Origin of the sequence: Dryocola sp. LX212 (assembly GCA_041504365.1) — a bacterium.
Taxonomy (GTDB): Bacteria; Pseudomonadota; Gammaproteobacteria; order Enterobacterales; family Enterobacteriaceae; genus Dryocola.
Genome location: CP167917.1, coordinates 4,573,965 through 4,598,396, shown reverse-complemented (window position 1 = coordinate 4,598,396; position 24,432 = coordinate 4,573,965). Strand labels below are relative to the sequence as shown.

17 protein-coding genes, 1 tRNA gene and 3 rRNA genes are annotated in these 24,432 nt (G+C 53.2%); 15 read left to right on the top strand and 6 right to left on the bottom strand.

Translation table 11 applies throughout. The annotated features are described in order from the left end of the window. Positions 1–28 precede the first annotated feature (28 nt). The 7 genes from kup to rbsR all read left to right on the top strand — a co-directional run bounded on the left by kup (position 29) and on the right by rbsR (position 7,939). A complete protein-coding gene (kup, locus tag ACA108_22025; GenBank protein XEX95942.1) occupies positions 29–1,897 on the top strand; it encodes a low affinity potassium transporter Kup in 1,869 nt (622 codons plus the stop codon). 223 nt (positions 1,898–2,120) lie between these two features. Next, a complete protein-coding gene (rbsD, locus tag ACA108_22020) occupies positions 2,121–2,540 on the top strand; it encodes a D-ribose pyranase (protein XEX95941.1) in 420 nt (139 codons plus the stop codon). A gap of 7 nt (positions 2,541–2,547) precedes the next feature. Continuing rightward, positions 2,548–4,062, top strand: a complete 1,515-nt coding sequence (rbsA, locus tag ACA108_22015; GenBank protein ID XEX95940.1) for a ribose ABC transporter ATP-binding protein RbsA — start codon at positions 2,548–2,550, stop codon at positions 4,060–4,062. After that, the gene (gene rbsC / locus ACA108_22010) at positions 4,059–5,024 is read left to right on the top strand and encodes a ribose ABC transporter permease (protein XEX95939.1); all 966 of its coding nucleotides are present in this window, start codon (positions 4,059–4,061) and stop codon (positions 5,022–5,024) included. The genes rbsA and rbsC overlap by 4 nt, the downstream gene beginning before the upstream one ends. A 28-nt stretch (positions 5,025–5,052) precedes the next feature. Continuing rightward, positions 5,053–5,940: a ribose ABC transporter substrate-binding protein RbsB gene (rbsB, locus tag ACA108_22005; protein ID XEX95938.1), complete on the top strand. Its 888-nt coding sequence runs from the start codon at positions 5,053–5,055 to the stop codon at positions 5,938–5,940. Between the two features lie 74 nt (positions 5,941–6,014). After that, positions 6,015–6,959, top strand: coding sequence for a ribokinase (rbsK, locus tag ACA108_22000; GenBank protein XEX95937.1), 945 nt, complete (start codon positions 6,015–6,017; stop codon positions 6,957–6,959). Continuing rightward, on the top strand, positions 6,947–7,939 hold the full coding sequence (gene rbsR / locus ACA108_21995) for a ribose operon transcriptional repressor RbsR (GenBank protein XEX95936.1): 993 nt from the start codon (positions 6,947–6,949) through the stop codon (positions 7,937–7,939). The genes rbsK and rbsR overlap by 13 nt, the downstream gene beginning before the upstream one ends. Here the strand turns inward: rbsR and mdtD are convergent. Together mdtD and ACA108_21985 are read right to left on the bottom strand one after the other, a co-directional pair. Next, positions 7,936–9,330: a multidrug transporter subunit MdtD gene (gene mdtD, locus ACA108_21990; protein XEX95935.1), complete on the bottom strand. Its 1,395-nt coding sequence runs from the start codon at positions 9,328–9,330 to the stop codon at positions 7,936–7,938. The two genes, rbsR and mdtD, sit on opposite strands and share 4 nt — an antisense overlap. Positions 9,331–9,359: 29 nt before the next feature. After that, entirely contained in the window at positions 9,360–10,058 is a 699-nt protein-coding gene (locus ACA108_21985; GenBank protein XEX95934.1) for a FadR/GntR family transcriptional regulator, read from the bottom strand. A 497-nt stretch (positions 10,059–10,555) separates the two neighbouring features. Between ACA108_21985 and ACA108_21980 the strand changes: the two genes are divergently transcribed. From ACA108_21980 to rrf, 4 genes are all read left to right on the top strand, one after another. Beyond that, positions 10,556–12,095, top strand: a 16S ribosomal RNA gene (locus tag ACA108_21980). A gap of 86 nt (positions 12,096–12,181) precedes the next feature. Next, positions 12,182–12,257: transfer RNA gene (locus ACA108_21975), tRNA-Glu, on the top strand. Positions 12,258–12,478: 221 nt separating this feature from the next. Further along, positions 12,479–15,499: ribosomal RNA gene (locus tag ACA108_21970) — 23S ribosomal RNA — on the top strand. Between the two features lie 103 nt (positions 15,500–15,602). After that, positions 15,603–15,718: ribosomal RNA gene (rrf, locus tag ACA108_21965) — 5S ribosomal RNA — on the top strand. Together the 16S, 23S and 5S rRNA genes with 1 tRNA gene alongside form the textbook arrangement of a ribosomal RNA operon. An 87-nt stretch (positions 15,719–15,805) precedes the next feature. Here rrf and mobB read toward each other — a convergent pair. Together mobB and mobA are read right to left on the bottom strand one after the other, a co-directional pair. After that, positions 15,806–16,312, bottom strand: coding sequence for a molybdopterin-guanine dinucleotide biosynthesis protein MobB (mobB, locus tag ACA108_21960; protein ID XEX95933.1), 507 nt, complete (start codon positions 16,310–16,312; stop codon positions 15,806–15,808). Beyond that, positions 16,313–16,894: a molybdenum cofactor guanylyltransferase MobA gene (mobA, locus tag ACA108_21955; GenBank protein ID XEX95932.1), complete on the bottom strand. Its 582-nt coding sequence runs from the start codon at positions 16,892–16,894 to the stop codon at positions 16,313–16,315. A 72-nt stretch (positions 16,895–16,966) separates the two neighbouring features. Here mobA and ACA108_21950 point away from each other — a divergent pair, with 72 nt between their 5' ends. The 3 genes from ACA108_21950 to dsbA all read left to right on the top strand — a co-directional run bounded on the left by ACA108_21950 (position 16,967) and on the right by dsbA (position 18,950). Further along, positions 16,967–17,236, top strand: coding sequence for a YihD family protein (locus tag ACA108_21950; protein ID XEX95931.1), 270 nt, complete (start codon positions 16,967–16,969; stop codon positions 17,234–17,236). Positions 17,237–17,312: 76 nt separating this feature from the next. Beyond that, a complete protein-coding gene (locus ACA108_21945; GenBank protein XEX95930.1) occupies positions 17,313–18,299 on the top strand; it encodes a serine/threonine protein kinase in 987 nt (328 codons plus the stop codon). 27 nt (positions 18,300–18,326) lie between these two features. Continuing rightward, the gene (gene dsbA, locus ACA108_21940; GenBank protein ID XEX95929.1) at positions 18,327–18,950 is read left to right on the top strand and encodes a thiol:disulfide interchange protein DsbA; all 624 of its coding nucleotides are present in this window, start codon (positions 18,327–18,329) and stop codon (positions 18,948–18,950) included. Positions 18,951–18,962: 12 nt separating this feature from the next. On the opposite strand, the gene ACA108_21935 is transcribed toward dsbA, so the two are convergent. After that, a complete protein-coding gene (locus tag ACA108_21935) occupies positions 18,963–19,868 on the bottom strand; it encodes an acyltransferase (GenBank protein XEX95928.1) in 906 nt (301 codons plus the stop codon). A gap of 450 nt (positions 19,869–20,318) precedes the next feature. On the opposite strand from ACA108_21935, the gene polA reads away from it, so the two are divergent. Next, positions 20,319–23,105, top strand: coding sequence for a DNA polymerase I (polA, locus tag ACA108_21930; GenBank protein ID XEX95927.1), 2,787 nt, complete (start codon positions 20,319–20,321; stop codon positions 23,103–23,105). A 298-nt stretch (positions 23,106–23,403) separates the two neighbouring features. Here the strand turns inward: polA and yihA are convergent, their stop codons facing one another. After that, entirely contained in the window at positions 23,404–24,039 is a 636-nt protein-coding gene (gene yihA, locus ACA108_21925; GenBank protein XEX95926.1) for a ribosome biogenesis GTP-binding protein YihA/YsxC, read from the bottom strand. Between the last annotated feature and the right edge of the window lie 393 nt (positions 24,040–24,432).

The following is a 24,432-nucleotide window of genomic DNA, read 5'->3' as shown; positions in this document are numbered from 1 at the left end:
TTTCGGGATTCCAACAAAAGATTAGTCTATGAGCGCTGATAATAAACAATCATTGCCCGCGATTACGCTGGCGGCAATTGGGGTAGTGTACGGCGATATCGGTACCAGCCCGCTTTATACCCTTCGTGAATGTCTCTCCGGACAGTTTGGTTTTGGCGTGGAACGCGACGCCGTGTTCGGTTTTTTGTCCTTAATTTTTTGGCTTTTAGTCTTAGTCGTCTCCGTGAAATATCTGACCTTCGTCATGCGTGCGGATAACGCGGGCGAGGGGGGGATCCTGACGTTGATGTCGCTGGCGGGGCGAAACACCTCAGCAAAAATGACCTCGGTACTGGTGATCATGGGATTGATCGGCGGTAGCTTCTTCTATGGCGAGGTGGTGATAACCCCGGCGATATCCGTGATGTCAGCAATAGAGGGGCTAGAGATAGCCGCGCCGTCGCTTGATGCCTATATCGTCCCGCTGTCGATAGTCGTCCTGACACTGCTGTTTATGATCCAGAAGCACGGGACCGGCATGGTGGGCAAACTCTTTGCTCCGGTCATGCTGCTGTGGTTCCTGGTGCTGGCGGTGCTTGGCGCGCGCAGTATTATCGCCAACCCGGAAGTGCTGCAGGCGCTGAACCCGGCCTGGGCCATCCACTTCTTCCTGGAATATAAAACCGTTTCCTTCTTCGCGCTCGGTGCCGTCGTGCTCTCTATTACCGGAGTGGAAGCGCTGTATGCGGACATGGGGCACTTTGGTAAATTCCCGATTCGTATCGCGTGGTTCATCGTAGTGCTGCCGTCGCTGGTGTTGAATTACTTCGGCCAGGGAGCGCTGCTGCTGACAACCCCGGAAGCGATCAAAAACCCGTTCTTCCTGCTGGCCCCGGACTGGGCGCTAATCCCACTGATGATTCTGGCGACGCTCGCCACGGTTATTGCCTCCCAGGCGGTGATCTCCGGTGTTTTCTCGCTGACTCGTCAGGCGGTGCGTCTGGGCTACCTGTCGCCGATGCGCATTATTCATACTTCAGAAATGGAATCCGGGCAGATTTACGTTCCGGCGATTAACTGGATCCTCTATATCTCCGTGGTCATCGTGATTGTCAGCTTTGAGCACTCCAGCAACCTGGCCGCGGCTTACGGGATTGCGGTCACCGGCACGATGGTGCTGACCTCGATTCTTTTGTGTACCGTGGCGCGAAAAAACTGGGACTGGAGCCGAATTGGCGTACTGCTGATGGGCGTTGGATTCCTGTGCATCGACATCCCGCTCTTTTCTGCCAACGCGGTGAAAATATTCTCCGGCGGCTGGCTGCCGCTAACCCTGGCGCTGGTGATGTTTGTCATCATGACGACATGGAAAAGCGAACGCTTCCGCCTGCTGCGTCGCATGCATGAACACGGTAATTCTCTGGAAGCGATGATTGCCTCGCTGGAAAAATCTCCGCCGGTACGCGTGCCGGGGACCGCGGTCTATATGTCCCGCGCACTGAACGTGATTCCGTTTGCGATGCTACATAACCTCAAGCACAACAAAGTGCTGCACGAGCGGGTTGTGCTGCTGACGCTACGCACGGAAGATGCGCCTTACGTGCATAACGTGAAGCGAGTCTCCATCGAACAGCTGTCACCAACGTTCTGGCGAGTGGTGGCGAGCTACGGCTGGCGTGAAACGCCAAACGTGGAAGAGGTGTTCCGCCGCTGTGGTCTGGAAGGCCTGAGCTGCCGGATGATGGAAACCTCGTTCTTCATGTCTCACGAGTCGCTGATCATTGGCAAACGCCCATGGTATCTGCGTCTGCGCGGCAAGCTGTTCCTGGCCCTGCAACGAAATGCGCTGCGGGCGCCGGACCAGTTTGAAATCCCGCCGAACAGGGTTATCGAACTGGGTACCCAAGTAGAAATTTAAACCTTTCTCACTTTTTGTAGGGCGGATAAGCGCCTGCGCCCTCCACCACGCAGGCTTTCCGGTGGGTGGCGCTGATGCTTACCCGCCTTACAGCTTCCTCCTCAAATGTCCGTGCGCGAAACGTTTCGATAGCGATCACATTTTCATAACCTCGCGGTTGTTTTCTCATCAGCTTCTTTCTTACACTCTTGTTAGCGAAACGTTTCGCTAGTGGAGTATAAAAATGAAGAAAGGCACTGTTCTTAACGCTGATATCTCGTCCGTGATCTCCCGCCTTGGCCACACCGACGCGCTGGTGGTCGCCGATGCCGGGTTGCCGATTCCGCGCAGCACAACGCGCATTGATTTGGCACTGACGCAGGGCGTACCGGGCTTTATGCAGGTGGTCGACGTCGTCACGCAGGAGATGCAGGTTGAAGCAGCGATCCTTGCTCAGGAAATTCAACAGCATAATCCGCAGCTCCACGAAACGTTGCTCAGACACATCGAGCAACTGCAGCAACACCAGGGAAATACCATTTCAATTCGCTATATCAGTCATGAGCAGTTCAAGCAGCACACCGCCGACGCACAGGCGGTCATTCGCAGCGGGGAGTGTTCCCCGTATGCGAATATCATTCTCTGTGCTGGCGTAACTTTCTGAGGCCGGTATGGAAACGTTACTGCAGTTAAAAGGGATTGATAAATCATTCCCCGGCGTAAAAGCCCTTTCTGGCGCCGCGCTGAACGTTTACCCGGGACGCGTGATGGCGCTGGTGGGGGAAAACGGCGCGGGCAAATCGACCATGATGAAAGTCCTGACCGGGATTTATCAGCGCGACGCTGGTTCACTGGTCTGGCTGGGGCAGGAAACCACCTTCAGCGGGCCGAAAGCCTCCCAGGAAGCGGGTATCGGCATCATCCACCAGGAACTGAACCTGATCCCGCAGCTCAGCATCGCGGAGAACATCTTCCTCGGGCGCGAGTTTGTTGGCCGCTTCGGCAAAATCGACTGGAAAAAAATGTACGCCGAGGCGGATAAGTTGCTGGCGAAGCTCAACCTGCGCTTTAACAGCCAGAAGCTGGTAGGTGACCTCTCCATTGGCGATCAGCAAATGGTGGAAATTGCCAAAGTGCTGAGCTTCGAATCAAAAGTCATCGTCATGGATGAGCCAACGGATGCTTTAACCGATACCGAAACCGACTCGCTGTTTCGCGTTATCCGCGAACTCAAATCCCAGGGACGCGGCATCGTTTACATCTCCCACCGTATGAAAGAAATCTTTGAGATCTGCGACGACGTTACCGTCTTCCGCGACGGGCAGTTTATAGCCGAACGCGAAGTGGCGACGCTCACCGAAGACTCGCTTATCGAAATGATGGTTGGCCGCAAACTGGAAGATCAGTATCCGCGCCTGAAAAAAGAGCCTGGCGAGGTTCGTCTGCGTGTCGATAACCTTTCCGGGCCGGGCGTGCATGACGTCAGCTTCACGCTCCGCAAAGGGGAAATCCTCGGCGTGGCGGGGTTGATGGGGGCCGGGCGCACAGAATTAATGAAGGTACTCTACGGCGCGCTGCCGCGTACCGGCGGCTATGTGGCGCTGGATGGTCGTGAAGTGGTGGCTCGTTCACCGCAGGACGGCCTGGCAAACGGCATCGTTTATATCTCGGAAGACCGCAAGCGCGACGGGCTGGTGCTCGGTATGTCGGTCAAAGAGAACATGTCGCTGACCGCGCTGCGCTACTTCAGCCATAACGTCGGTAGCCTGAAGCATAAAGATGAGGTGCAGGCGGTGCAGGACTTTGTGCGCCTGTTCAACGTCAAAACGCCTTCAATCGAACAGCCGATTGGCCTGCTCTCCGGCGGTAATCAGCAAAAGGTTGCGATTGCCCGCGGGCTGATGACGCGTCCGAAAGTCTTAATCCTCGATGAGCCAACGCGCGGCGTTGACGTTGGGGCAAAAAAAGAGATCTACCAGTTAATCAACCAGTTCAAGGCCGATGGGCTAAGCATCATCCTCGTGTCGTCGGAAATGCCGGAAGTGCTGGGCATGAGCGACCGCATTATGGTGATGCATGAAGGACATCTGGGCGGGGAGTTCACCCGTGAAGAGGCCACCCAGGAGGCGCTGATGGCCGCGGCCGTCGGTAAGCTAAATCGTGTGAATCAGGAGTCTGCTAAATGAGTACCCAGTCTGTAACGTCCCGTCGCTGGTTCACAAAAGAGTGGCTGCTGGATCAAAAGTCGCTGATCGCCCTGCTGGTGCTGATCGCCATCGTGTCGAGCCTCAGCCCGAATTTCTTTACCGTCAATAACCTGTTTAACATCCTGCAGCAAACCTCCGTGAACGCCATTATGGCGGTGGGGATGACGCTGGTCATTCTCACCTCCGGGATCGATCTGTCCGTCGGTTCATTGCTGGCGCTGACCGGGGCGGTGGCCGCCTCGATTGTTGGCCTGGAAGTGAACGCGCTGGTGGCGGTTGCCGCGGCGCTGGCGCTCGGGGCCGCAATCGGGGCCGTGACCGGTGTGATTGTCGCAAAAGGCCGCGTGCAGGCGTTTATCGCCACCCTGGTGATGATGCTGCTGCTGCGCGGGGTGACCATGGTGTACACCAACGGCAGCCCGGTGAACACGGGCTTCTCGGATAACGCCGACGTCTTCGGCTGGTTCGGTATCGGCCGCCCGCTGGGTATCCCGACGCCGGTATGGATCATGGGTATCGTCTTCCTCGCGGCCTGGTACATGCTGCACCACACGCGCCTGGGCCGTTATATCTATGCGCTTGGCGGTAACGAAGCGGCGACGCGCCTGTCCGGCATCAGCGTCAACAAAGTTAAAATCATCGTTTATTCACTCTGCGGCCTGCTGGCTTCACTGGCGGGAATCATCGAGGTGGCACGTCTCTCCTCCGCACAGCCAACGGCGGGTACGGGTTACGAGCTGGATGCTATTGCGGCGGTCGTGCTGGGTGGTACCAGCCTGGCCGGCGGCAAAGGACGTATTGTCGGGACGCTGATCGGTGCGCTGATCCTCGGCTTCCTCAACAACGGTTTGAATTTATTAGGTGTTTCTTCCTATTACCAGATGATCGTCAAAGCAGTGGTGATACTACTGGCGGTGCTGGTGGACAACAAAAAGCAGTAACAATCATAACCCTACAGGACATCTGACTATGAATATGAAAAAACTGGCTACCCTGGTTTCCGCTGTTGCGCTGAGCGCCACCGTGAGCGCCAACGCGATGGCGAAAGACACCATCGCGCTGGTTGTTTCAACGCTTAACAACCCGTTCTTCGTTTCCCTGAAAGACGGCGCGCAGAAAGAAGCCGATAAGCTGGGCTACAACCTGGTGGTGCTGGATTCACAGAACAACCCGGCTAAAGAGCTGGCGAACGTGCAGGATCTGACCGTCCGCGGAACCAAACTGATGCTGATCAACCCAACCGACTCTGATGCGGTGGGTAACGCGGTTAAAATGGCTAACCAGGCTAAAATTCCGGTCATTACCCTGGACCGTATGGCGAACCAGGGCACCGTGGTCAGCCACATCGCTTCTGACAACGTCGCCGGTGGCAAAATGGCGGGTGACTTCATCGCTAAGAAAGTGGGTGACGGCGCGAAAGTTATTGAGCTGCAGGGGATCGCCGGGGCATCAGCCGCCCGTGAACGTGGCGAAGGCTTTAAACAGGCTACCGCTGCGCACAAATTCACCGTGCTGGCGAGCCAGCCCGCAGATTTCGACCGTACTAAGGGTCTGAACGTTATGCAGAACCTGCTGACCGCGCATCCAGATGTGCAGGCGGTGTTTGCGCAAAACGATGAAATGGCGCTGGGCGCACTGCGTGCGCTGCAAACCGCAGGTAAAACCGACGTGTTGGTTGTCGGCTTTGACGGCACCGCTGACGGCGTTAAGGCCGTTGAAGGGGGCAAACTCGGCGCTACCGTGGCACAAATGGCTGACCAGATTGGCGTGATCGGCGTGCAAACCGCTGATAAAGTGCTGAAGGGCGAAAAAGTTGAGTCTAAAATCCCGGTCGACCTGAAGCTGGTCACCAAATAAGAAAAAAAGATAAGCAGGGCATCGCGTCACCCCATAGCAGCGTTGGGGTGGCGCCTTAAACCGGACATCAGAATATGAAAAGCAAAGGCAGTCTCGTCGTGCTGGGCAGCATCAACGCCGACCATATCCTCAACCTTGAACATTTCCCGACGCCGGGTGAAACCGTTACCGGGCAGGAGTATCAGGTCGCGTTTGGAGGCAAAGGGGCGAATCAGGCCGTCGCCGCCGGGCGCAGCGGTGCCAATATTGCCTTTATTGCCTGCGTTGGCGATGACGATACCGGCAGCCGGGTTTGCAGGCAGCTGGCAAGCGACAAAATCGATATCTCCCCAATCAGCACGATTAAAGAAGCCTCAACCGGCGTTGCGCTAATCTTCGTGAACGGTGCCGGGGAAAACGTCATCGGCATCCACGCGGGGGCGAACGGGGCGTTGACGCCTGAGCTGGTTGCCAAAGAGCAGCAGAAAATTGCCGATGCTTGCGCATTGCTGATGCAGCTGGAGTCACCGCTGGAAAGCGTGCTGGCAGCGGCTAAAATTGCTAAACAGCATCAGACCAAAGTGATTCTTAACCCGGCGCCCGCCTGCACATTATCAGACGAGCTGCTGGGGCTGGTGGATATGATCACCCCGAACGAAACCGAGGCCGAAAAGCTTACCGGGATTCGGGTCGAAAACGATGAAGATGCCGTCAGGGCGGCTCAGGCGCTGCACGATAAAGGTATCGAAACCGTCATTATTACGTTAGGCAGCCGGGGCGTCTGGCTCAGTGAAAACGGTAAGGGGCAGCGCGTGCCGGGTTTCAGAGTGAAAGCCGTGGACACCATCGCTGCCGGGGATACTTTTAACGGTGCGCTGGTTACCGCGCTGCTGGAAGAAACACCTATGGCGCAGGCGATCCGCTTTGCCCATGCCGCCGCCGCTATTGCCGTGACCCGTAAAGGTGCTCAGCCTTCCGTGCCGTGGCGGCACGAAATCGATGAGTTCTTACAGCAGCAGGGATCATTGTGGCCACAATGAAAGATGTCGCCCGCGTCGCGGGCGTTTCAACCTCTACTGTTTCGCACGTCATCAATAACGACAGGTTCGTGAGCGAGGCGATTCGCGAAAAGGTTAATGCCGCTATTAAAACGCTTAACTACGCGCCCTCCGCTATTGCCCGTAGCCTGAAGCTCAACCAGACTCACACCATCGGCATGTTAATCACCGCCAGCAGCAACCCGTTCTACTCTGAGCTCGTGCGTGGCGTTGAGCGCAGCTGCTTCGAGCGGGGATACAGTCTGGTGCTGTGTAATACCGAAGGCGACGAGCAGCGCATGAACCGCAATCTGGAAACGCTGCTGCAAAAGCGTGTCGATGGCCTGCTGCTGCTGTGCACCGAAACGCATCTTCCTTCCGCCGAGATAATCAATCGCTATCCTTCTATACCGACGGTGATGATGGACTGGGCGCCCTTTGACGGCAAAAGCGACGTTATTCAGGACAATTCGCTGCTGGGCGGTGACATGGCTACCCGACATCTGATCGACAACGGCTATACCCGCATCGCCTGTATAGCCGGGCCACAGGATAAGACTCCGGCGCGGCTGCGTCTCGAAGGCTACCGCAACGCGATGAGCCGTGCAGGGCTTGCGATCCATGTGGGCTATGAAATCATCGGCGACTTTGAGTTTCAGGGCGGTTTCACGGCGATGAACTCGCTGCTGGCGTTGGACAACCCGCCTCACGCGGTCTTCACTGGCAACGATGCAATGGCCGTCGGGGCCTATCATGCGCTGTATCAGGCGGGGTTGAGCGTACCGAAAGATATGGCAGTCGTGGGCTACGATGACATCGAACTGGCGCGCTACATGACCCCGCCGCTGACCACCATTCACCAGCCGAAAGATGAGCTGGGCGAGCTGGCGGTCGATGTATTAATCCATCGCATGGCGCAGCCCACCCTGGAGCAGCAGCGTCTGCTGCTGACGCCGGAGCTGGTGGAGCGCGGTTCCGTCTAACTCTTGTGGCGTTCTTTTATCATGTTGCGGCCATCTTTCGGGCGCAGCAGCAGGAAGACCAGCGCTGAAACCAGCGTGACGGCCCCCATGGTCAGGAACGTAGAGTGGAACTGCTCGACAGTATTAAAGTTATCAATCCCTTCATACATACGCAGCACCGCCGCACTAACCGCAACGCCAAGGCTGATTGAAAGCTGCTGAGTGACCGCCAGCACGCTGTTACCACTGCTGGCGTTCTCATCGGAAAGATCGGCGAGGGATATAGTGTTCATTGCGGTGAACTGCGTGGACATCGCCATGCCCAGGATAAACAGCGGCAGGATTAGCATCCAGACTTCCATTCCCGGCGACTGTAACGAGAACTGCGCAATCAGCAGACCGATAACCATGGTCACGCCGACCAGCGTTTTTCTGTAGCCAAACCAGCGCAGCACCTGAGTCACGGTCGATTTCGCCAGCAGGGAGCCAATCGCGGTCGGGGCCATCATGCAGCCCGCGATTAATGCCGTGTAGCCGAAGCCGACCTGAAGCATTAATGGCATAAGGAAGGGAACGCAGCCAGTGCCCAGCCGCGAAGCAAGGTTGCCAATGATGCCGACCGAGAAGGTTCGCGTCTTAAACATGGGCAGGGCGATTAGCGGCATTGGGTGGCGACGGGCGTGCCATATATATGTCATCAGCAGGAGCAGCCCGCCGAGGATAATCAGAATACCTATATAGCTTGCGACAATGCGCTCGCCAAACAGCTCCATGCCACTGGAAATGAGTACCAGGCTCAGACCAAACAGGAGAAAGCCGGTCATATCGAAACTGCGGCGCGGCGTGGTGAAGTTCGGCATGTACTTGCGGGCGTAGAGCAAACCGAGCAGGCCGATGGGGATATTTATAAGGAAGATCCAGTGCCAGCTTGCCCAGGTTACCAGTACGCCGCCGAGCAGCGGGCCTAAAATCGGCCCCACCAGGCCGGGCATTGTGACGAAGTTCAGCACCGGTAGCAGTTCGCTACGCGGGTAGGCGCGTATTAATGCAAGGCGCGCAACGGGCATCATCATCGCCCCGCCAATCCCCTGAACCACGCGGAAAACAACCAGCTGGGATAGCGACCCCGACATCGCGCAGGCAAACGAGCCGAGCGTAAACAGGCTTACCGCAATCATAAATACCCGGCGGGTCCCGAAGCGATCGGCAAGCCAGCCGCTCACGGGTATAAGCATAGCGACGGTCAGGGTGTAACTGATGATGGTCGACTGCATAGCCAGCGGCGACCGGTCCAGGCTGTGGGCGATGGCGGGCAGGGCGGTGTTGAGGATGGTGGCATCCAGTGCCTGCATAAAAAAGGCCATCGCCGCAATCCACGGCAGCCCGGCCATACTGCGAGCAGATTTGGTCATTAGTATCCTGATCTGTAGTGGGTCAGGCGTTAACCACGAGCGAAGGGTTCTTTTAACAACGTCTGGCCGGCAACGAGCGCGGCCAGGCTGTCTCCCTGACAAATGGCATCAACTATCGCCTGATGTAAATCGAGCTTCACGACCTGATTATCGGTTATAGCCGTGAAGTAATTGTAATAAATAGAACGGAACAAGTTAGCGAAAGAGCAAAGGAAAGGGTTAGCACTCATTTCGTAGATCTTTTCGTGGTAGGCCATATCCACTTCTATCCATCGTTCGCGGTTAAAGGCCGCTTTAAGGCTCACCATTTCTGCCATCATTATCTTCAGCTGTGCTTTCTGCTCGCTGGTGCCGTGGAGAGCTGCAAGTGAACAAGCCTGTGGTTCGAGGCTATTACGCATAACAAGGAAGTATTCCACCACCTCGTTAAAGTTTTCCTCTGTCATCCACCAGGTGAGGAGTTCCTTATCCAGAAAATTCCAGTGGCTGCGGGGCATGATGCGGGTACCAATGCGCGGGCGAGGCAAAACCATGCCTTTAGCAGTTAATGTCTTTACGGCTTCCCTCACGGCGGTGCGGCTCACGCCGAACAGGTCTCCCAGCTCCATCTCGCCCGGCAGGATACTGCCTGCCGGGTATTCACCTTTCAGGATCCTTCGGGCCAGCTTCTCGGCAAGAACATAAGAAAGGTTCTTTTGTGCCGCGAGTTGTTGTGCGGATAAAGACATGGGTGCAATTCCTTAGGCTATGTTTCTCTTTGTAGTATGCCACCAGGCATCTTTTTCTGATGCTAAAAACAGCAAATATGCCGAGCCATGTGCCTTTTGTAACCTGATTGTAGAAAAAAGAGGCGCTTGGTAATAATTTTGCAATTAACCCTTGTCAGCCTCCGAAAAATCCCTATACTGCGCCTCCACTGACACGGCACAACGGCTTACAAACCGGCCCGTCAGTCAGACGAAAGCGAAAATAAACGCTTGACTCTGAAAGAGGAAAGCGTAATATACGCCACCTCGAGTTAGCAAGCGAAAGCGCGTAACTCACTGCTCTTTAACAATTTATCAGACAATCTGTGTGGGCACTCGCAGGATTGATATCTCAGCATCTTCGGATGCAAAAAAAATATCAAGTCTTGAAGAGTGACCAAGCAGTAATTCATTTAGTTGAATTATTACGAAAGTTAATTTTTGAGCACCGCTTCACGAGTTGAAGCAAATCAAGCTTTTAATTGAAGAGTTTGATCATGGCTCAGATTGAACGCTGGCGGCAGGCCTAACACATGCAAGTCGAGCGGTAGCACAGGGAGCTTGCTCCTGGGTGACGAGCGGCGGACGGGTGAGTAATGTCTGGGAAACTGCCTGATGGAGGGGGATAACTACTGGAAACGGTAGCTAATACCGCATAACGTCGCAAGACCAAAGAGGGGGACCTTCGGGCCTCTTGCCATCAGATGTGCCCAGATGGGATTAGCTAGTAGGTGGGGTAATGGCTCACCTAGGCGACGATCCCTAGCTGGTCTGAGAGGATGACCAGCCACACTGGAACTGAGACACGGTCCAGACTCCTACGGGAGGCAGCAGTGGGGAATATTGCACAATGGGCGCAAGCCTGATGCAGCCATGCCGCGTGTATGAAGAAGGCCTTCGGGTTGTAAAGTACTTTCAGCGAGGAGGAAGGCATAAAGCTTAATACGCTTTGTGATTGACGTTACTCGCAGAAGAAGCACCGGCTAACTCCGTGCCAGCAGCCGCGGTAATACGGAGGGTGCAAGCGTTAATCGGAATTACTGGGCGTAAAGCGCACGCAGGCGGTTTGTTAAGTCAGATGTGAAATCCCCGGGCTCAACCTGGGAACTGCATTTGAAACTGGCAAGCTTGAGTCTTGTAGAGGGGGGTAGAATTCCAGGTGTAGCGGTGAAATGCGTAGAGATCTGGAGGAATACCGGTGGCGAAGGCGGCCCCCTGGACAAAGACTGACGCTCAGGTGCGAAAGCGTGGGGAGCAAACAGGATTAGATACCCTGGTAGTCCACGCCGTAAACGATGTCGACTTGGAGGTTGTTCCCTTGAGGAGTGGCTTCCGGAGCTAACGCGTTAAGTCGACCGCCTGGGGAGTACGGCCGCAAGGTTAAAACTCAAATGAATTGACGGGGGCCCGCACAAGCGGTGGAGCATGTGGTTTAATTCGATGCAACGCGAAGAACCTTACCTACTCTTGACATCCAGAGAACTTTCCAGAGATGGATTGGTGCCTTCGGGAACTCTGAGACAGGTGCTGCATGGCTGTCGTCAGCTCGTGTTGTGAAATGTTGGGTTAAGTCCCGCAACGAGCGCAACCCTTATCCTTTGTTGCCAGCGGTTCGGCCGGGAACTCAAAGGAGACTGCCAGTGATAAACTGGAGGAAGGTGGGGATGACGTCAAGTCATCATGGCCCTTACGAGTAGGGCTACACACGTGCTACAATGGCGCATACAAAGAGAAGCGACCTCGCGAGAGCAAGCGGACCTCATAAAGTGCGTCGTAGTCCGGATCGGAGTCTGCAACTCGACTCCGTGAAGTCGGAATCGCTAGTAATCGTAGATCAGAATGCTACGGTGAATACGTTCCCGGGCCTTGTACACACCGCCCGTCACACCATGGGAGTGGGTTGCAAAAGAAGTAGGTAGCTTAACCTTCGGGAGGGCGCTTACCACTTTGTGATTCATGACTGGGGTGAAGTCGTAACAAGGTAACCGTAGGGGAACCTGCGGTTGGATCACCTCCTTACCTGAAAGATACGAACTTGCGTAGTGCTCACACAGATTGTCTGATGAAAGTAAAGAAGCAAGGCGTCTTGCGATTGAGACTTCAGTGTCCCCTTCGTCTAGAGGCCCAGGACACCGCCCTTTCACGGCGGTAACAGGGGTTCGAATCCCCTAGGGGACGCCACTTGCTGGTTTGTGAGTGAAAGTCGCCGACCTCAATATCTCAAAACTGACTCTCTGAGTTATGTTTGAGATATTTGCTCTTTAAAAATCCGGAACAAGCTGAAAATTGAAACGACATGTCGTCTCATTCCTCCGTAATAAGGAATGGGAATACGATATGTTCGAGTCTCTCAAATTTTCACAACATACGATTGTGTCTTACGAGACACCTTCGGGTTGTGAGGTTAAGCGACTAAGCGTACACGGTGGATGCCCTGGCAGTCAGAGGCGATGAAGGACGTGCTAATCTGCGATAAGCGTCGGTAAGGTGATATGAACCGTTATAACCGGCGATTTCCGAATGGGGAAACCCAGTGTGTTTCGACACACTATCGTTAAGTGAATACATAGCTTAACGAAGCGAACCGGGGGAACTGAAACATCTAAGTACCCCGAGGAAAAGAAATCAACCGAGATTCCCCCAGTAGCGGCGAGCGAACGGGGAACAGCCCAGAACCTGAATCAGTTTGTGTGTTAGTGGAAGCGTCTGGAAAGTCGCAGGGTACAGGGTGATACTCCCGTACACTAAAATGCACATACTGTGAGTTCGAAGAGTAGGGCGGGACACGTGGTATCCTGTCTGAATATGGGGGGACCATCCTCCAAGGCTAAATACTCCTGACTGACCGATAGTGAACCAGTACCGTGAGGGAAAGGCGAAAAGAACCCCGGCGAGGGGAGTGAAACAGAACCTGAAACCGTGTACGTACAAGCAGTGGGAGCCCCATCACCAAAGCGTTTCGCTTTGTGTGATGCACAAAAGCTTCACATCAGCACTGATGGACGGTTAACGGAGCGAAAGCGACGTTCAACTCAAAAATCAAGCAGTGAAGCGTTTTGGGATGGGGTGACTGCGTACCTTTTGTATAATGGGTCAGCGACTTATATTCTGTAGCAAGGTTAACCGTATAGGGGAGCCGCAGGGAAACCGAGTCTTAACTGGGCGTTAAGTTGCAGGGTATAGACCCGAAACCCGGTGATCTAGCCATGGGCAGGTTGAAGGTTGGGTAACACTAACTGGAGGACCGAACCGACTAATGTTGAAAAATTAGCGGATGACTTGTGGCTGGGGGTGAAAGGCCAATCAAACCGGGAGATAGCTGGTTCTCCCCGAAAGCTATTTAGGTAGCGCCTCGTGAACTCATCTTCGGGGGTAGAGCACTGTTTCGGCTAGGGGGCCATCCCGGCTTACCAACCCGATGCAAACTACGAATACCGAAGAATGTTATCACGGGAGACACACGGCGGGTGCTAACGTCCGTCGTGAAGAGGGAAACAACCCAGACCGCCAGCTAAGGTCCCAAAGTCATGGTTAAGTGGGAAACGATGTGGGAAGGCACAGACAGCCAGGATGTTGGCTTAGAAGCAGCCATCATTTAAAGAAAGCGTAATAGCTCACTGGTCGAGTCGGCCTGCGCGGAAGATGTAACGGGGCTAAACCATGCACCGAAGCTGCGGCAGCGACGCTTATGCGTTGTTGGGTAGGGGAGCGTTCTGTAAGCCGTCGAAGGTGGACTGTGAGGTCTGCTGGAGGTATCAGAAGTGCGAATGCTGACATAAGTAACGATAAAGCGGGTGAAAAACCCGCTCGCCGGAAGACCAAGGGTTCCTGTCCAACGTTAATCGGGGCAGGGTGAGTCGACCCCTAAGGCGAGGCCGAAAGGCGTAGTCGATGGGAAACAGGTTAATATTCCTGTACTCGGTGTTACTGCGAAGGGGGGACGGAGAGGGCTATGTTAGCCGGGCGACGGTTGTCCCGGTTTAAGCATGTAGGCGGGAGTTTTAGGTAAATCCGGAACTCTATCTAACGCTGAGGTGTGATGACGAGGCACTACGGTGCTGAAGTAACAAATGCCGCACTTCCAGGAAAAGCCTCTAAGCATCAGGTAACATCAAATCGTACCCCAAACCGACACAGGTGGTCAGGTAGAGAATACCAAGGCGCTTGAGAGAACTCGGGTGAAGGAACTAGGCAAAATGGTGCCGTAACTTCGGGAGAAGGCACGCTGCTGGTAGGTGAAGGGACTTGCTCCTGGAGCTGAAGGCAGTCGAAGATACCAGCTGGCTGCAACTGTTTATTAAAAACACAGCACTGTGCAAACACGAAAGTGGACGTATACGGTGTGACGCCTGCCCGGTGCCGGAAGGTTAATTGATGGGGTTAAGCGCAAGCTGAAGCTCTTGATCGAAGCCCCGGTAAACGGCGGCCGTAACTATAACGGTCCTAAGGTAGCGAAATTCCTTGTCGGGTAAGTTCCGACCTGCACGAATGGCGTAATGATGGCCAGGCTGTCTCCACCCGAGACTCAGTGAAATTGAACTCGCTGTGAAGATGCAGTGTACCCGCGGCAAGACGGAAAGACCCCGTGAACCTTTACTATAGCTTGACACTGAACACTGGTCCTTGATGTGTAGGATAGGTGGGAGGCTTTGAAGCGAGGACGCCAGTTCTTGTGGAGCCAACCTTGAAATACCACCCTTTAATGGCTGGTGTTCTAACGTAGACCCGTAATCCGGGTTGCGGACAGTGTCTGGTGGGTAGTTTGACTGGGGCGGTCTCCTCCTAAAGCGTAACGGAGGAGCACGAAGGTTAGCTAATCACGGTCGGACATCGTGAGGTTAGTGCAAAGGCATAAGCTAGCTTGACTGCGAGAGTGACGGCTCGAGCAGGTGCGAAAGCAGGTCTTAGTGATCCGGTGGTTCTGAATGGAAGGGCCATCGCTCAACGGATAAAAGGTACTCCGGGGATAACAGGCTGATACCGCCCAAGAGTTCATATCGACGGCGGTGTTTGGCACCTCGATGTCGGCTCATCACATCCTGGGGCTGAAGTAGGTCCCAAGGGTATGGCTGTTCGCCATTTAAAGTGGTACGCGAGCTGGGTTTAGAACGTCGTGAGACAGTTCGGTCCCTATCTGCCGTGGGCGCTGGAGAATTGAGGGGGGCTGCTCCTAGTACGAGAGGACCGGAGTGGACGCATCACTGGTGTTCGGGTTGTCATGCCAATGGCATTGCCCGGTAGCTAAATGCGGAAAAGATAAGCGCTGAAAGCATCTAAGCGCGAAACTTGCCCCGAGATGAATTCTCCCTGACTCCTTGAGAGTCCTGAAGGAACGTTGAAGACTACGACGTTGATAGGCTGGGTGTGTAAGCGTAGCGATACGTTGAGCTAACCAGTACTAATGATCCGTGAGGCTTAACCTTACAACACCGAAGGTGTTTTGGTGAGAGATTTGATTTTCAGCTGAATGTTCCAGATTTAAGTTGATGGTTATACGGAAGTATAACGGTCAATACACAGAATATGCCTGGCGGCACTAGCGCGGTGGTCCCACCTGACCCCATGCCGAACTCAGAAGTGAAACGCCGTAGCGCCGATGGTAGTGTGGGGTCTCCCCATGCGAGAGTAGGGAACTGCCAGGCTCCAAACAAGTAAAAAGCCCTGTACTCTGTACAGGGCTTTTTGCCGTCTGCAATTTATAAAAATGCCCGCTAAAGAGCAGGCGATACTCATTTATTAAGCCATTCGGCAACAAAATCAGCAATTTCTTCCGGTGAATTAATATTCAGAACCGGTAGCTCTGTTTCAGGGATCGCTATATCACTGGCAATGGCAATCACGTTGCTGTCGATCAACAGCTCATCCAGACCGCGCCCAACCTGGGCTCTGTACAGTAAAATCTTCGGTATAGCTTCATGCTTAAAGCCTTCCACCAGTATCACATCCAGTGATGTAGAATCCATACGGCTGGCTAACCTGCATAAATCCAATTCTTCCTGTTCTGGTGTTTCCGTCATTAAGGCCCAACGATTTTGATTGGCGACAATCGTCTGCGCAGCGCCTGCCTTACGCAGCTCATAGCTGTCTTTTCCTGGTCTATCGACATCGACATCATGATGGGTATGTTTGATAAGTCCCGGACGTATCCCTTTCTTATTAAGTAATGAGATCAATAGCTTAAGCAGCGTTGTTTTTCCCGTACCGCTCCATGCGGCAAAGGCCAACAGAGGCACCATCTATTTGTTCTCCCATTGGGCTAAATCTACTGGCGAATTTACATTGGCGAAGCTTAATTGTTGTCCAGAAAAGAGTACCGGATGGCCGTCAGCCTCTCTCAGGAAGACCATTACACGGCGTTCGCCTGAAGCAAGGTAGTTTTCAAGCGCTGGAGTAAGCTTGCGATGAACAAGTGCGAGTGTTGGATGATCCCGATCCCCGTCGTTTACCCATACCGCAGGAAACTGTCCGCGTGCCCCCCAAAGCCGGGCTGCGAGATCGTCTGGAATATTAGGCGTATCGCAGGGGCAAAACAGAAACCATTCGGCATCCAGCTGCTGCATTACGGACAGCATACCCGCCAGTGGTCCTGGATAATCAGGTAAAGTATCGCTTAGCACAGGATAACCAAGGGACTGATATTTTTCTCTATTCCTGTTAGCACTGATCGCCAGTTTGCCAACCTGTGGAGCGAGCTTATTGACGATATGTTCATACAGCGGCTTACCTTTCAGGCTGATAAGCCCTTTATCCTGACCACCCATTCTTGTGGCCCGCCCACCAGCCAGAATAACCCCGGTTACTTCCGTTAAACGTGTCACTAATATCGCCTCTTTTAATGTGGGATTGAGCCTGCTAACGTGTGATATCTCGCAAGTGAAAGGAGCACCATCATGAAATGTAAGCGTCTTAACGAACTGCTTGAGCTGTTACAACCCGCGTGGCAGAAAGAGCCCGACCTGAACCTGATCCAATTTTTGCAGAAACTTACTCAAGAGTCAGGCTATACCGGTGAAATGAGCGATCTCACTGACGATGTGCTGATCTACCATCTTAAAATGCGCGATTCTTCAAAAGATGCTGTTATTCCGGGTATTAAAAAAGACTATGAAGAAGATTTCAAAACGGCGCTGTTGCGCGCGCGCGGGGTAATTAAAGAGTAAAAGCTTGTAAGCCGGGCCACCTAAGCCGCTGCGAAATGGTATCCTGAACTATTCGTATTAACTGCCGGTTGCCTGGATGACGGACAGCGCTTTCAATTTTCAGACTCTACATCCGGATACCATCATGGATGCCCTTTTTGAGCAGGGCATACGGGTGGATTCCGGGCTGACCCCATTAAATAGCTTTGAGAACCGCGTTTACCAGTTTCAGGATGAGGATCGCAAACGCTACGTGGTGAAGTTTTATCGCCCTAAGCGCTGGTCTGCTGAACAAATTCAGGAAGAGCATCAGTTTGCTGCTGAACTGTTGGCAGATGAAGTGCCGGTTGCAGCACCGCTCTCCTATGCGGGCAATACTTTACTGCGCCATCAGGGTTTTATGTATACGGTCTTCCCGAGCCTCGGTGGACGACAATATGAAACCGATAACATCGATCAGATGGAGTGGGTTGGACGCTATTTAGGGCGGATCCACCAGACTGGACGGCGTAATCTGTTTGCGAAGCGGCCCACTATTGGCCTCGAGGAGTATCTCCTGGAGCCAAGGGCTCTATTTGAACAAACAAAGCTGGTGCCCGTCGCGTTAAAGGCTGCTTTTCTGAAGGCCACCGATGCCCTCATTAATGAAGTTAAGCTCCGCTGGCATGATGAATTCGACGCTTTGCGTTTACACGGTGACTGCCATCCGGGGAACATACTCTGGCGTGACGGACCGTTCTTTGTCGATCTTGATGATGCCCGTAACGGCCCCGCCGTTCAGGATATCTGGATGTTGCTGAATGGTGATAAAGCCGAGCAGCGTATGCAGCTCGAAACCATCATTGAAGCCTATGAAGAGTTTACCCCCTTCAATTCAGACGAAATCGCCCTTATCGAACCTTTACGCGCCATGCGTATGGTTTATTATCTCGCGTGGATAATTCGTCGCTGGGATGACCCTGCTTTTCCCAGGAATTTCCCTTGGCTCAAGGAGGAGGATTACTGGCGCAGTCAGACTGCAACGTTCACCGAGCAAGTCCGGGTTCTGCGTGAACCTCCACTACAATTAACACCAATGTATTAGTCAGTACTATTCAGGAGAGAAAGGAATATGAAAAAAATTTGGCTGGCACTCGCGGGTATGATTCTGGCATTCAGTGCCTCTGCTGCCCAGTTCACCGATGGTAAAGAGTACGTCACCATCGACAAACCCGTTGCAGGTGAACCGCAGGTATTAGAGTTCTTCTCTTTCTACTGCCCGCACTGCTACGAGTTTGAAGAAGTGCTACACGTTTCCGATAACGTGAGAAAAAAACTGCCGGAAGGCACCAAAATGACCAAGTATCACGTTGAGTTCTTGGGCCCATTGGGTAAAGACCTGACTCAGGCGTGGGCTGTGGCGATGGCGCTGGGTGTGGAAGATAAAATTACTGCCCCAATGTTTGAAGCCGTGCAGAAAACTCAGACCATACATAACGTTGCGGATATCCGTAAAGTCTTCCTTGATGCTGGCGTAAAACCGGAGGAGTATGATGCAGCGTGGAACAGCTTCGTCGTGAAGTCTCTGGTGGCACAGCAGGAAAAAGCAGCCTCTGACCTGCAGCTGCAGGGCGTACCGGCGATTTTCGTTAACGGCAAATACCAGCTGAATCCTCAGGGTATGGATACCAGCAATATGGATGCGTTTGTTAAGCAATACGCTGAGGTAACGAAATTCCTGGTCGAGAAAAAGTAAGTAAAAAGCCGGTCATTGACCGGCTTTCTTCTTTTGCATTATGCTGTTAAGCAGCGCGTCTTTCTCATGCCATAACTCATTGAGCCATCCCTGAAAGTGGCGTTTAAACACCTTATCATTCACATAATCTCCGTGCAGCTCTTCCTCAATGGGAATCAGTGAAACCCGCACCACTATTCTTGTCATTTTCCCTGTCAGCATGTCGTAAAACGGCGAGCGTCTGTTTTCCGGATAGCAAAGCGTTACGTTGAGGATCTTATCGAACTGTGGCCCTAATACGCTCAGAGCCATCGCAATACCTGCAGCTTTTGGCGGCAACAAATTCTGGAATACGGAGCGTGTTTCCAGGCGTTTATCCAGCGTAAAGCGCGAGCCTTCAACAAAATTGACGATACTCGTCGGATGGATGCGGAATTTTTCACAGGATTTGCGAGTTGTCTCAATGTCTTTGCCACGACGTTCCGGGTGGCGTAACAAGTAACCGCGCGTGTAGCGCTTCATGAACGGCATATCCAGGGCCCAGCATGCAAATCCAATAAAGGGTACCCAGGCCAGTTGCTGTTTAAGAAAGTACTTATTCATTGGGATGCGTTTGCGAAACAGCACGCATAAAATCACGATGTCCGCCCAGCTGCGGTGATTACAGATAAGCAAATACCAGTTTTTCTTATTCAGCCCTTCAAGCCCTTCAACGTCCCATTTCAAATGCGGGTTCAGGCGAAGCAGAAAAGCCAGCCCCTCGCACCAGCAGTACATCATAAAATCGGCAAATTTCGAGATGGAGCGCCAGATCGCAGGCACGGGCAGCAGTAGCTTAGTGATGCCAGCAATGATGATCGGCACGGAGCATAAGACCGTAACCAGAATGGTAAGGGCGACACTGATTACTAAAGTGATCGCAGCCAACAATCTCGACATAATTATTTATTTCAGAAGGTTAGGATGATAGGGATGATAAAATCAGGGATCGTAAGCCGCGAATTTTATCAGATTTCTACCCCCTGCGATTATTCAAAAAGCCGCATCTGGCGGCGGTCTTCTTACGTTCGCAAGCGATTCAGCTGCGTTTTCGTAAAAAAATAGTTTTATATCCACATTCATCCATTATGTGAAAAATGAAGAGCAAGGATTTCATATTATTATAACTATTTGATTTTAATCATAATATAGAGTTGTGGGACTTTGTATTCCTTCAGGATATTAGATAGTTATAAAACTATGCACAAAGTTATCCACAATTTCGATCCTGCGTAAGATCCCGCAGATCGACAAAACTTTTTCGCTAATCGCCGCCAAAAGTTCATGTTTTTGGCCAGGCTATGGCATCCTTTAGCAATATTCTAAAAACCAGGCATGGAACGGAACATTATGGTTCAGATCGCGCAAAACCCGCTTATCCTCGTTGATGGCTCTTCCTATCTTTATCGGGCTTACCACGCCTTTCCTCCTCTGACCAACAGTGCAGGCGAGCCAACCGGCGCGATGTATGGCGTACTGAATATGCTGCGCAGCCTCATCATGCAGTATCAGCCGACACATGCCGCCGTGGTGTTTGACGCAAAAGGAAAAACCTTCCGCGACGAGCTATTTGAGCATTACAAATCGCATCGCCCGCCGATGCCGGACGACCTGCGCGCTCAGATTGAACCTTTACATGCCATGGTTAAAGCGATGGGGCTGCCACTGCTGGCCGTTTCCGGCGTAGAAGCGGACGATGTGATCGGTACGCTGGCGCTGGAGGCTGAAAAAATGGGCCGCCCGGTGCTTATCAGCACCGGCGATAAAGACATGGCCCAGCTGGTGACGCCGGGCGTGACGCTAATCAATACCATGACCAACACCATCCTCGGGCCGGAAGAGGTGCAGACCAAATATGGCGTGCCGCCAGAGCTGATTATTGATTTCCTCGCCCTGATGGGCGACTCGTCGGATAACATTCCAGGCGTGCCGGGCGTAGGGGAGAAAACCGCACAGGCACTTCTGCAGGGGCTGGGTGGCCTTGATGCGCTTTACGCCAACCCAGAAAAGATCGCCGAGCTGAGTTTCCGCGGCGCGAAAACGATGGCGGCCAAACTTGAGCAGAACAAGGAGGTAGCTTATCTCTCTTACCAGCTGGCAACCATCAAAACTGATGTGGAGCTGGAGCTGAGCTGCGAACAGCTGGAAGTACAGCAGCCAGCCGCGGAAGAACTGCTTGGCATGTTTAAGCAGTACGAGTTCAAACGCTGGATCACGGACGTCGAAGCCGGCAAGTGGCTACAGACTAAAAGTACGAAGCCTGCCGCGAAACCTCAAAAAACCATCGAAATCGATGCTGAGCCAGAAGAGCCAGCCAGCACGCTTTCTTATGACAACTACGTCACCATCCTTGACGAAAAAGTCCTCGTTGAGTGGATTGAGCACCTGAAGAAAGCCCCGTTCTTTGCCTTTGATACGGAAACCGACAGCCTTGATAACGTCAGTGCCCGCCTGGTTGGCCTCTCGTTTGCCACCGAACCGGGCGTGGCCTGCTATATCCCGGTCGGGCATGATTACATCGATGCGCCGGACCAGCTTCCACTTGAGCGTGTTCTGGAACTCCTCAAACCAATCCTTGAAGATGAAAATGCGCTGAAGGTTGGCCAGAACCTCAAGTACGACCGCGGTATCGTGGGTAACTATGGTATTGAACTGCGCGGTATCGCTTTTGATACCATGCTCGAATCCTACATTCTGGATAGCGTGGCCGGGCGTCACGATATGGACAGCCTGGCCGACCGCTGGCTTGGCCACAAAACTATCACCTTCGAAGAGATTGCCGGTAAGGGTAAAAAGCAGCTTACCTTCAACCAAATCGATCTTGAACAGGCCGGGCGCTACGCCGCCGAAGATGCGGATGTCACCCTGCAGCTGCATCTGAAAATGTGGCCGAAGCTTGAGAAGTGCGAAGGTCCGCTGAACATTTTTAATCATGTCGAGATGCCGCTGGTCCCCGTGCTGTCCCGCATCGAACGTAACGGCGTGAAGATCGACCCGGCACTGCTGCACATCCACTCAGAGCAGCTGACCAAGCGCCTGGGCGAGCTGGAAATCAAAGCGCATGACATTGCCGGCGAAGCTTTTAACCTCTCCTCCACTAAGCAGCTGCAAACTATCCTGTTCGAAAAGCAGGGTATCAAGCCGCTGAAGAAAACGCCTGGCGGCGCGCCGTCCACGTCGGAGGAGGTGCTTGAAGAGCTGGCGCTGGATTATCCGCTGCCAAAAGTGATTCTGGAGTATCGCGGTCTGGCGAAGCTGAAATCTACCTACACGGACAAGCTGCCGCTGATGATCAATGAGAAAACGGGCCGCGTGCATACTTCTTATCACCAGGCCGTGGCGGCGACGGGGCGTTTATCCTCCACCGATCCTAACCTGCAAAATATTCCGGTTCGTAACGAAGAAGGGCGACGTATTCGTCAGGCGTTTATCGCCCCTGACGATTATGTCATTGTTTCTGCGGACTATTCACAGATTGAGTTACGCATCATGGCGCATCTGTCGCGCGATAAAGGCCTGCTTACCGCGTTTGCGGAAGGTAAGGATATTCACCGGGCCACGGCGGCGGAGGTCTTTGGCCAGCCGCTGGACAGCGTTACCGGCGAACAGCGCCGCAGCGCGAAAGCGATTAACTTCGGCCTGATCTACGGCATGAGCGCGTTTGGCCTCTCCCGGCAGCTCAACATCCCGCGTAAAGAGTCCCAGAAGTACATGGATCTCTATTTTGAGCGCTACCCGGGCGTGCTGGAATACATGGAGCGCACCCGCCAGCAGGCGAAAGACAAAGGCTATGTCGAAACGCTGGACGGACGCCGCCTGTACCTTCCGGACATCAATTCAAGCAACGGTGCGCGCCGTGCGGGCGCTGAACGTGCCGCAATCAACGCCCCAATGCAGGGAACTGCTGCGGACATCATCAAGCGCGCAATGATTGCCGTGGACGCCTGGCTGGAAAAAGATAAGCCGCGCGTGAAGATGATCATGCAGGTGCACGATGAGCTGGTGTTTGAAGTGCATAAGGACGATGTAAAAGCCGTTTCTGTAAAAATCCACGAGCTGATGGAAGGCAGTATGAAGCTGGATGTACCGCTTCTGGTGGAGGTGGGCAGCGGCGCGAACTGGGATGAAGCGCATTAATGCAGCAGATTTAGTGGCGGCTTTTTGTAACTAAGCAACATAAGTCATAGCTTTTTGTGATGACCGTTGAAGAATGGTGTGCAAATAGTGAAAAAAAACTACAAAAAATGCTTTTTCGCGCGAATAAAAAGGAGTAGAGTTACTCGCGTAGGGTACAGAGGTAAGATGTTCTATCTTTCAGACCTTTTACTTCACGTAATCGGATTTGGCTGAATATTTTAGCCGCCCCAGTCAGTAATGACTGGGGCGTTTTTTATTGCGCGAAGCCCAAAAAAAGACGGGATAACCCGTCTGATTTTTACTCTTCCGGCGCTTCTTCTTCCACCGCTGGTGGGATGTCGTTATACCAGCTGTCCAGCTTCTGACGCAGCTTATCAACACCGATCTTCTTCAGCGAAGAAAACGCTTCGATTTCAATATTACCACCGAACGCCGCGGCCGCTTCACGAACCATGTTCAGCTGTGCTTTACGAGCTCCCGAGGCGAGTTTGTCCGCCTTGGTCAGCAAAATCATCACTTCAATATTGCTTGCTACCGCCCAGTTCACCATCTGCTGATCGAGATCTTTAAGCGGATGGCGAATATCCATCAGCACGACCAGGCCCTTGAGGCTGTTACGCTTTTGCAGGTATTCGCCCAGTGCGCGCTGCCACTTCAGTTTTACTTCTTCCGGTACTTCGGCATAACCGTAGCCCGGTAAATCCACCAGACGTTTGCCGTCCGCAACTTCAAACAGGTTGATGAGCTGGGTGCGCCCAGGGGTTTTACTGGTACGCGCCAGGCCTTTCTGGTTGGTCAGCGTATTTAACGCGCTCGATTTACCCGCGTTAGAGCGCCCCGCGAAAGCAACCTCAATCCCGGTATCAGATGGCAGATGGCGAATGTCCGGTGCGCTAAGCACGAAATAGGTCTGGTGATAGTTCCAGTTTGTCAAAAGGTTGTCTCCCTCAGGATGAGCATTGCGGGGGATTATACCTGAACGGGCAGAAAAGACCGTTTTTCTCGCGCTTTGGCTGAGGCTTACAGGCTTATCCCTGGATTTTGTAAGACATCGGCTATCTAACGTGGCAGAAAATACGGAAAGCTTCACGGGGGAAAACGAATAAAAATCATATTTAACAGCATGTTATTCTTTTTTCGCTTTTGCGCGAACAACCTATATCCTGAATTATACCCTTGTCGTATTTAGGGTTAAGCGTAAAGTACATCTCAAGGGCAGGAAGCCTTAAAGGAAAATAACTCAGGACGAGGGTTCAGGAGCGTCAGGATGACGGCGAACGAGCAATAGCAGGAGGCGAACGTCCGGAGACGTAGAAAAAGGACAGGG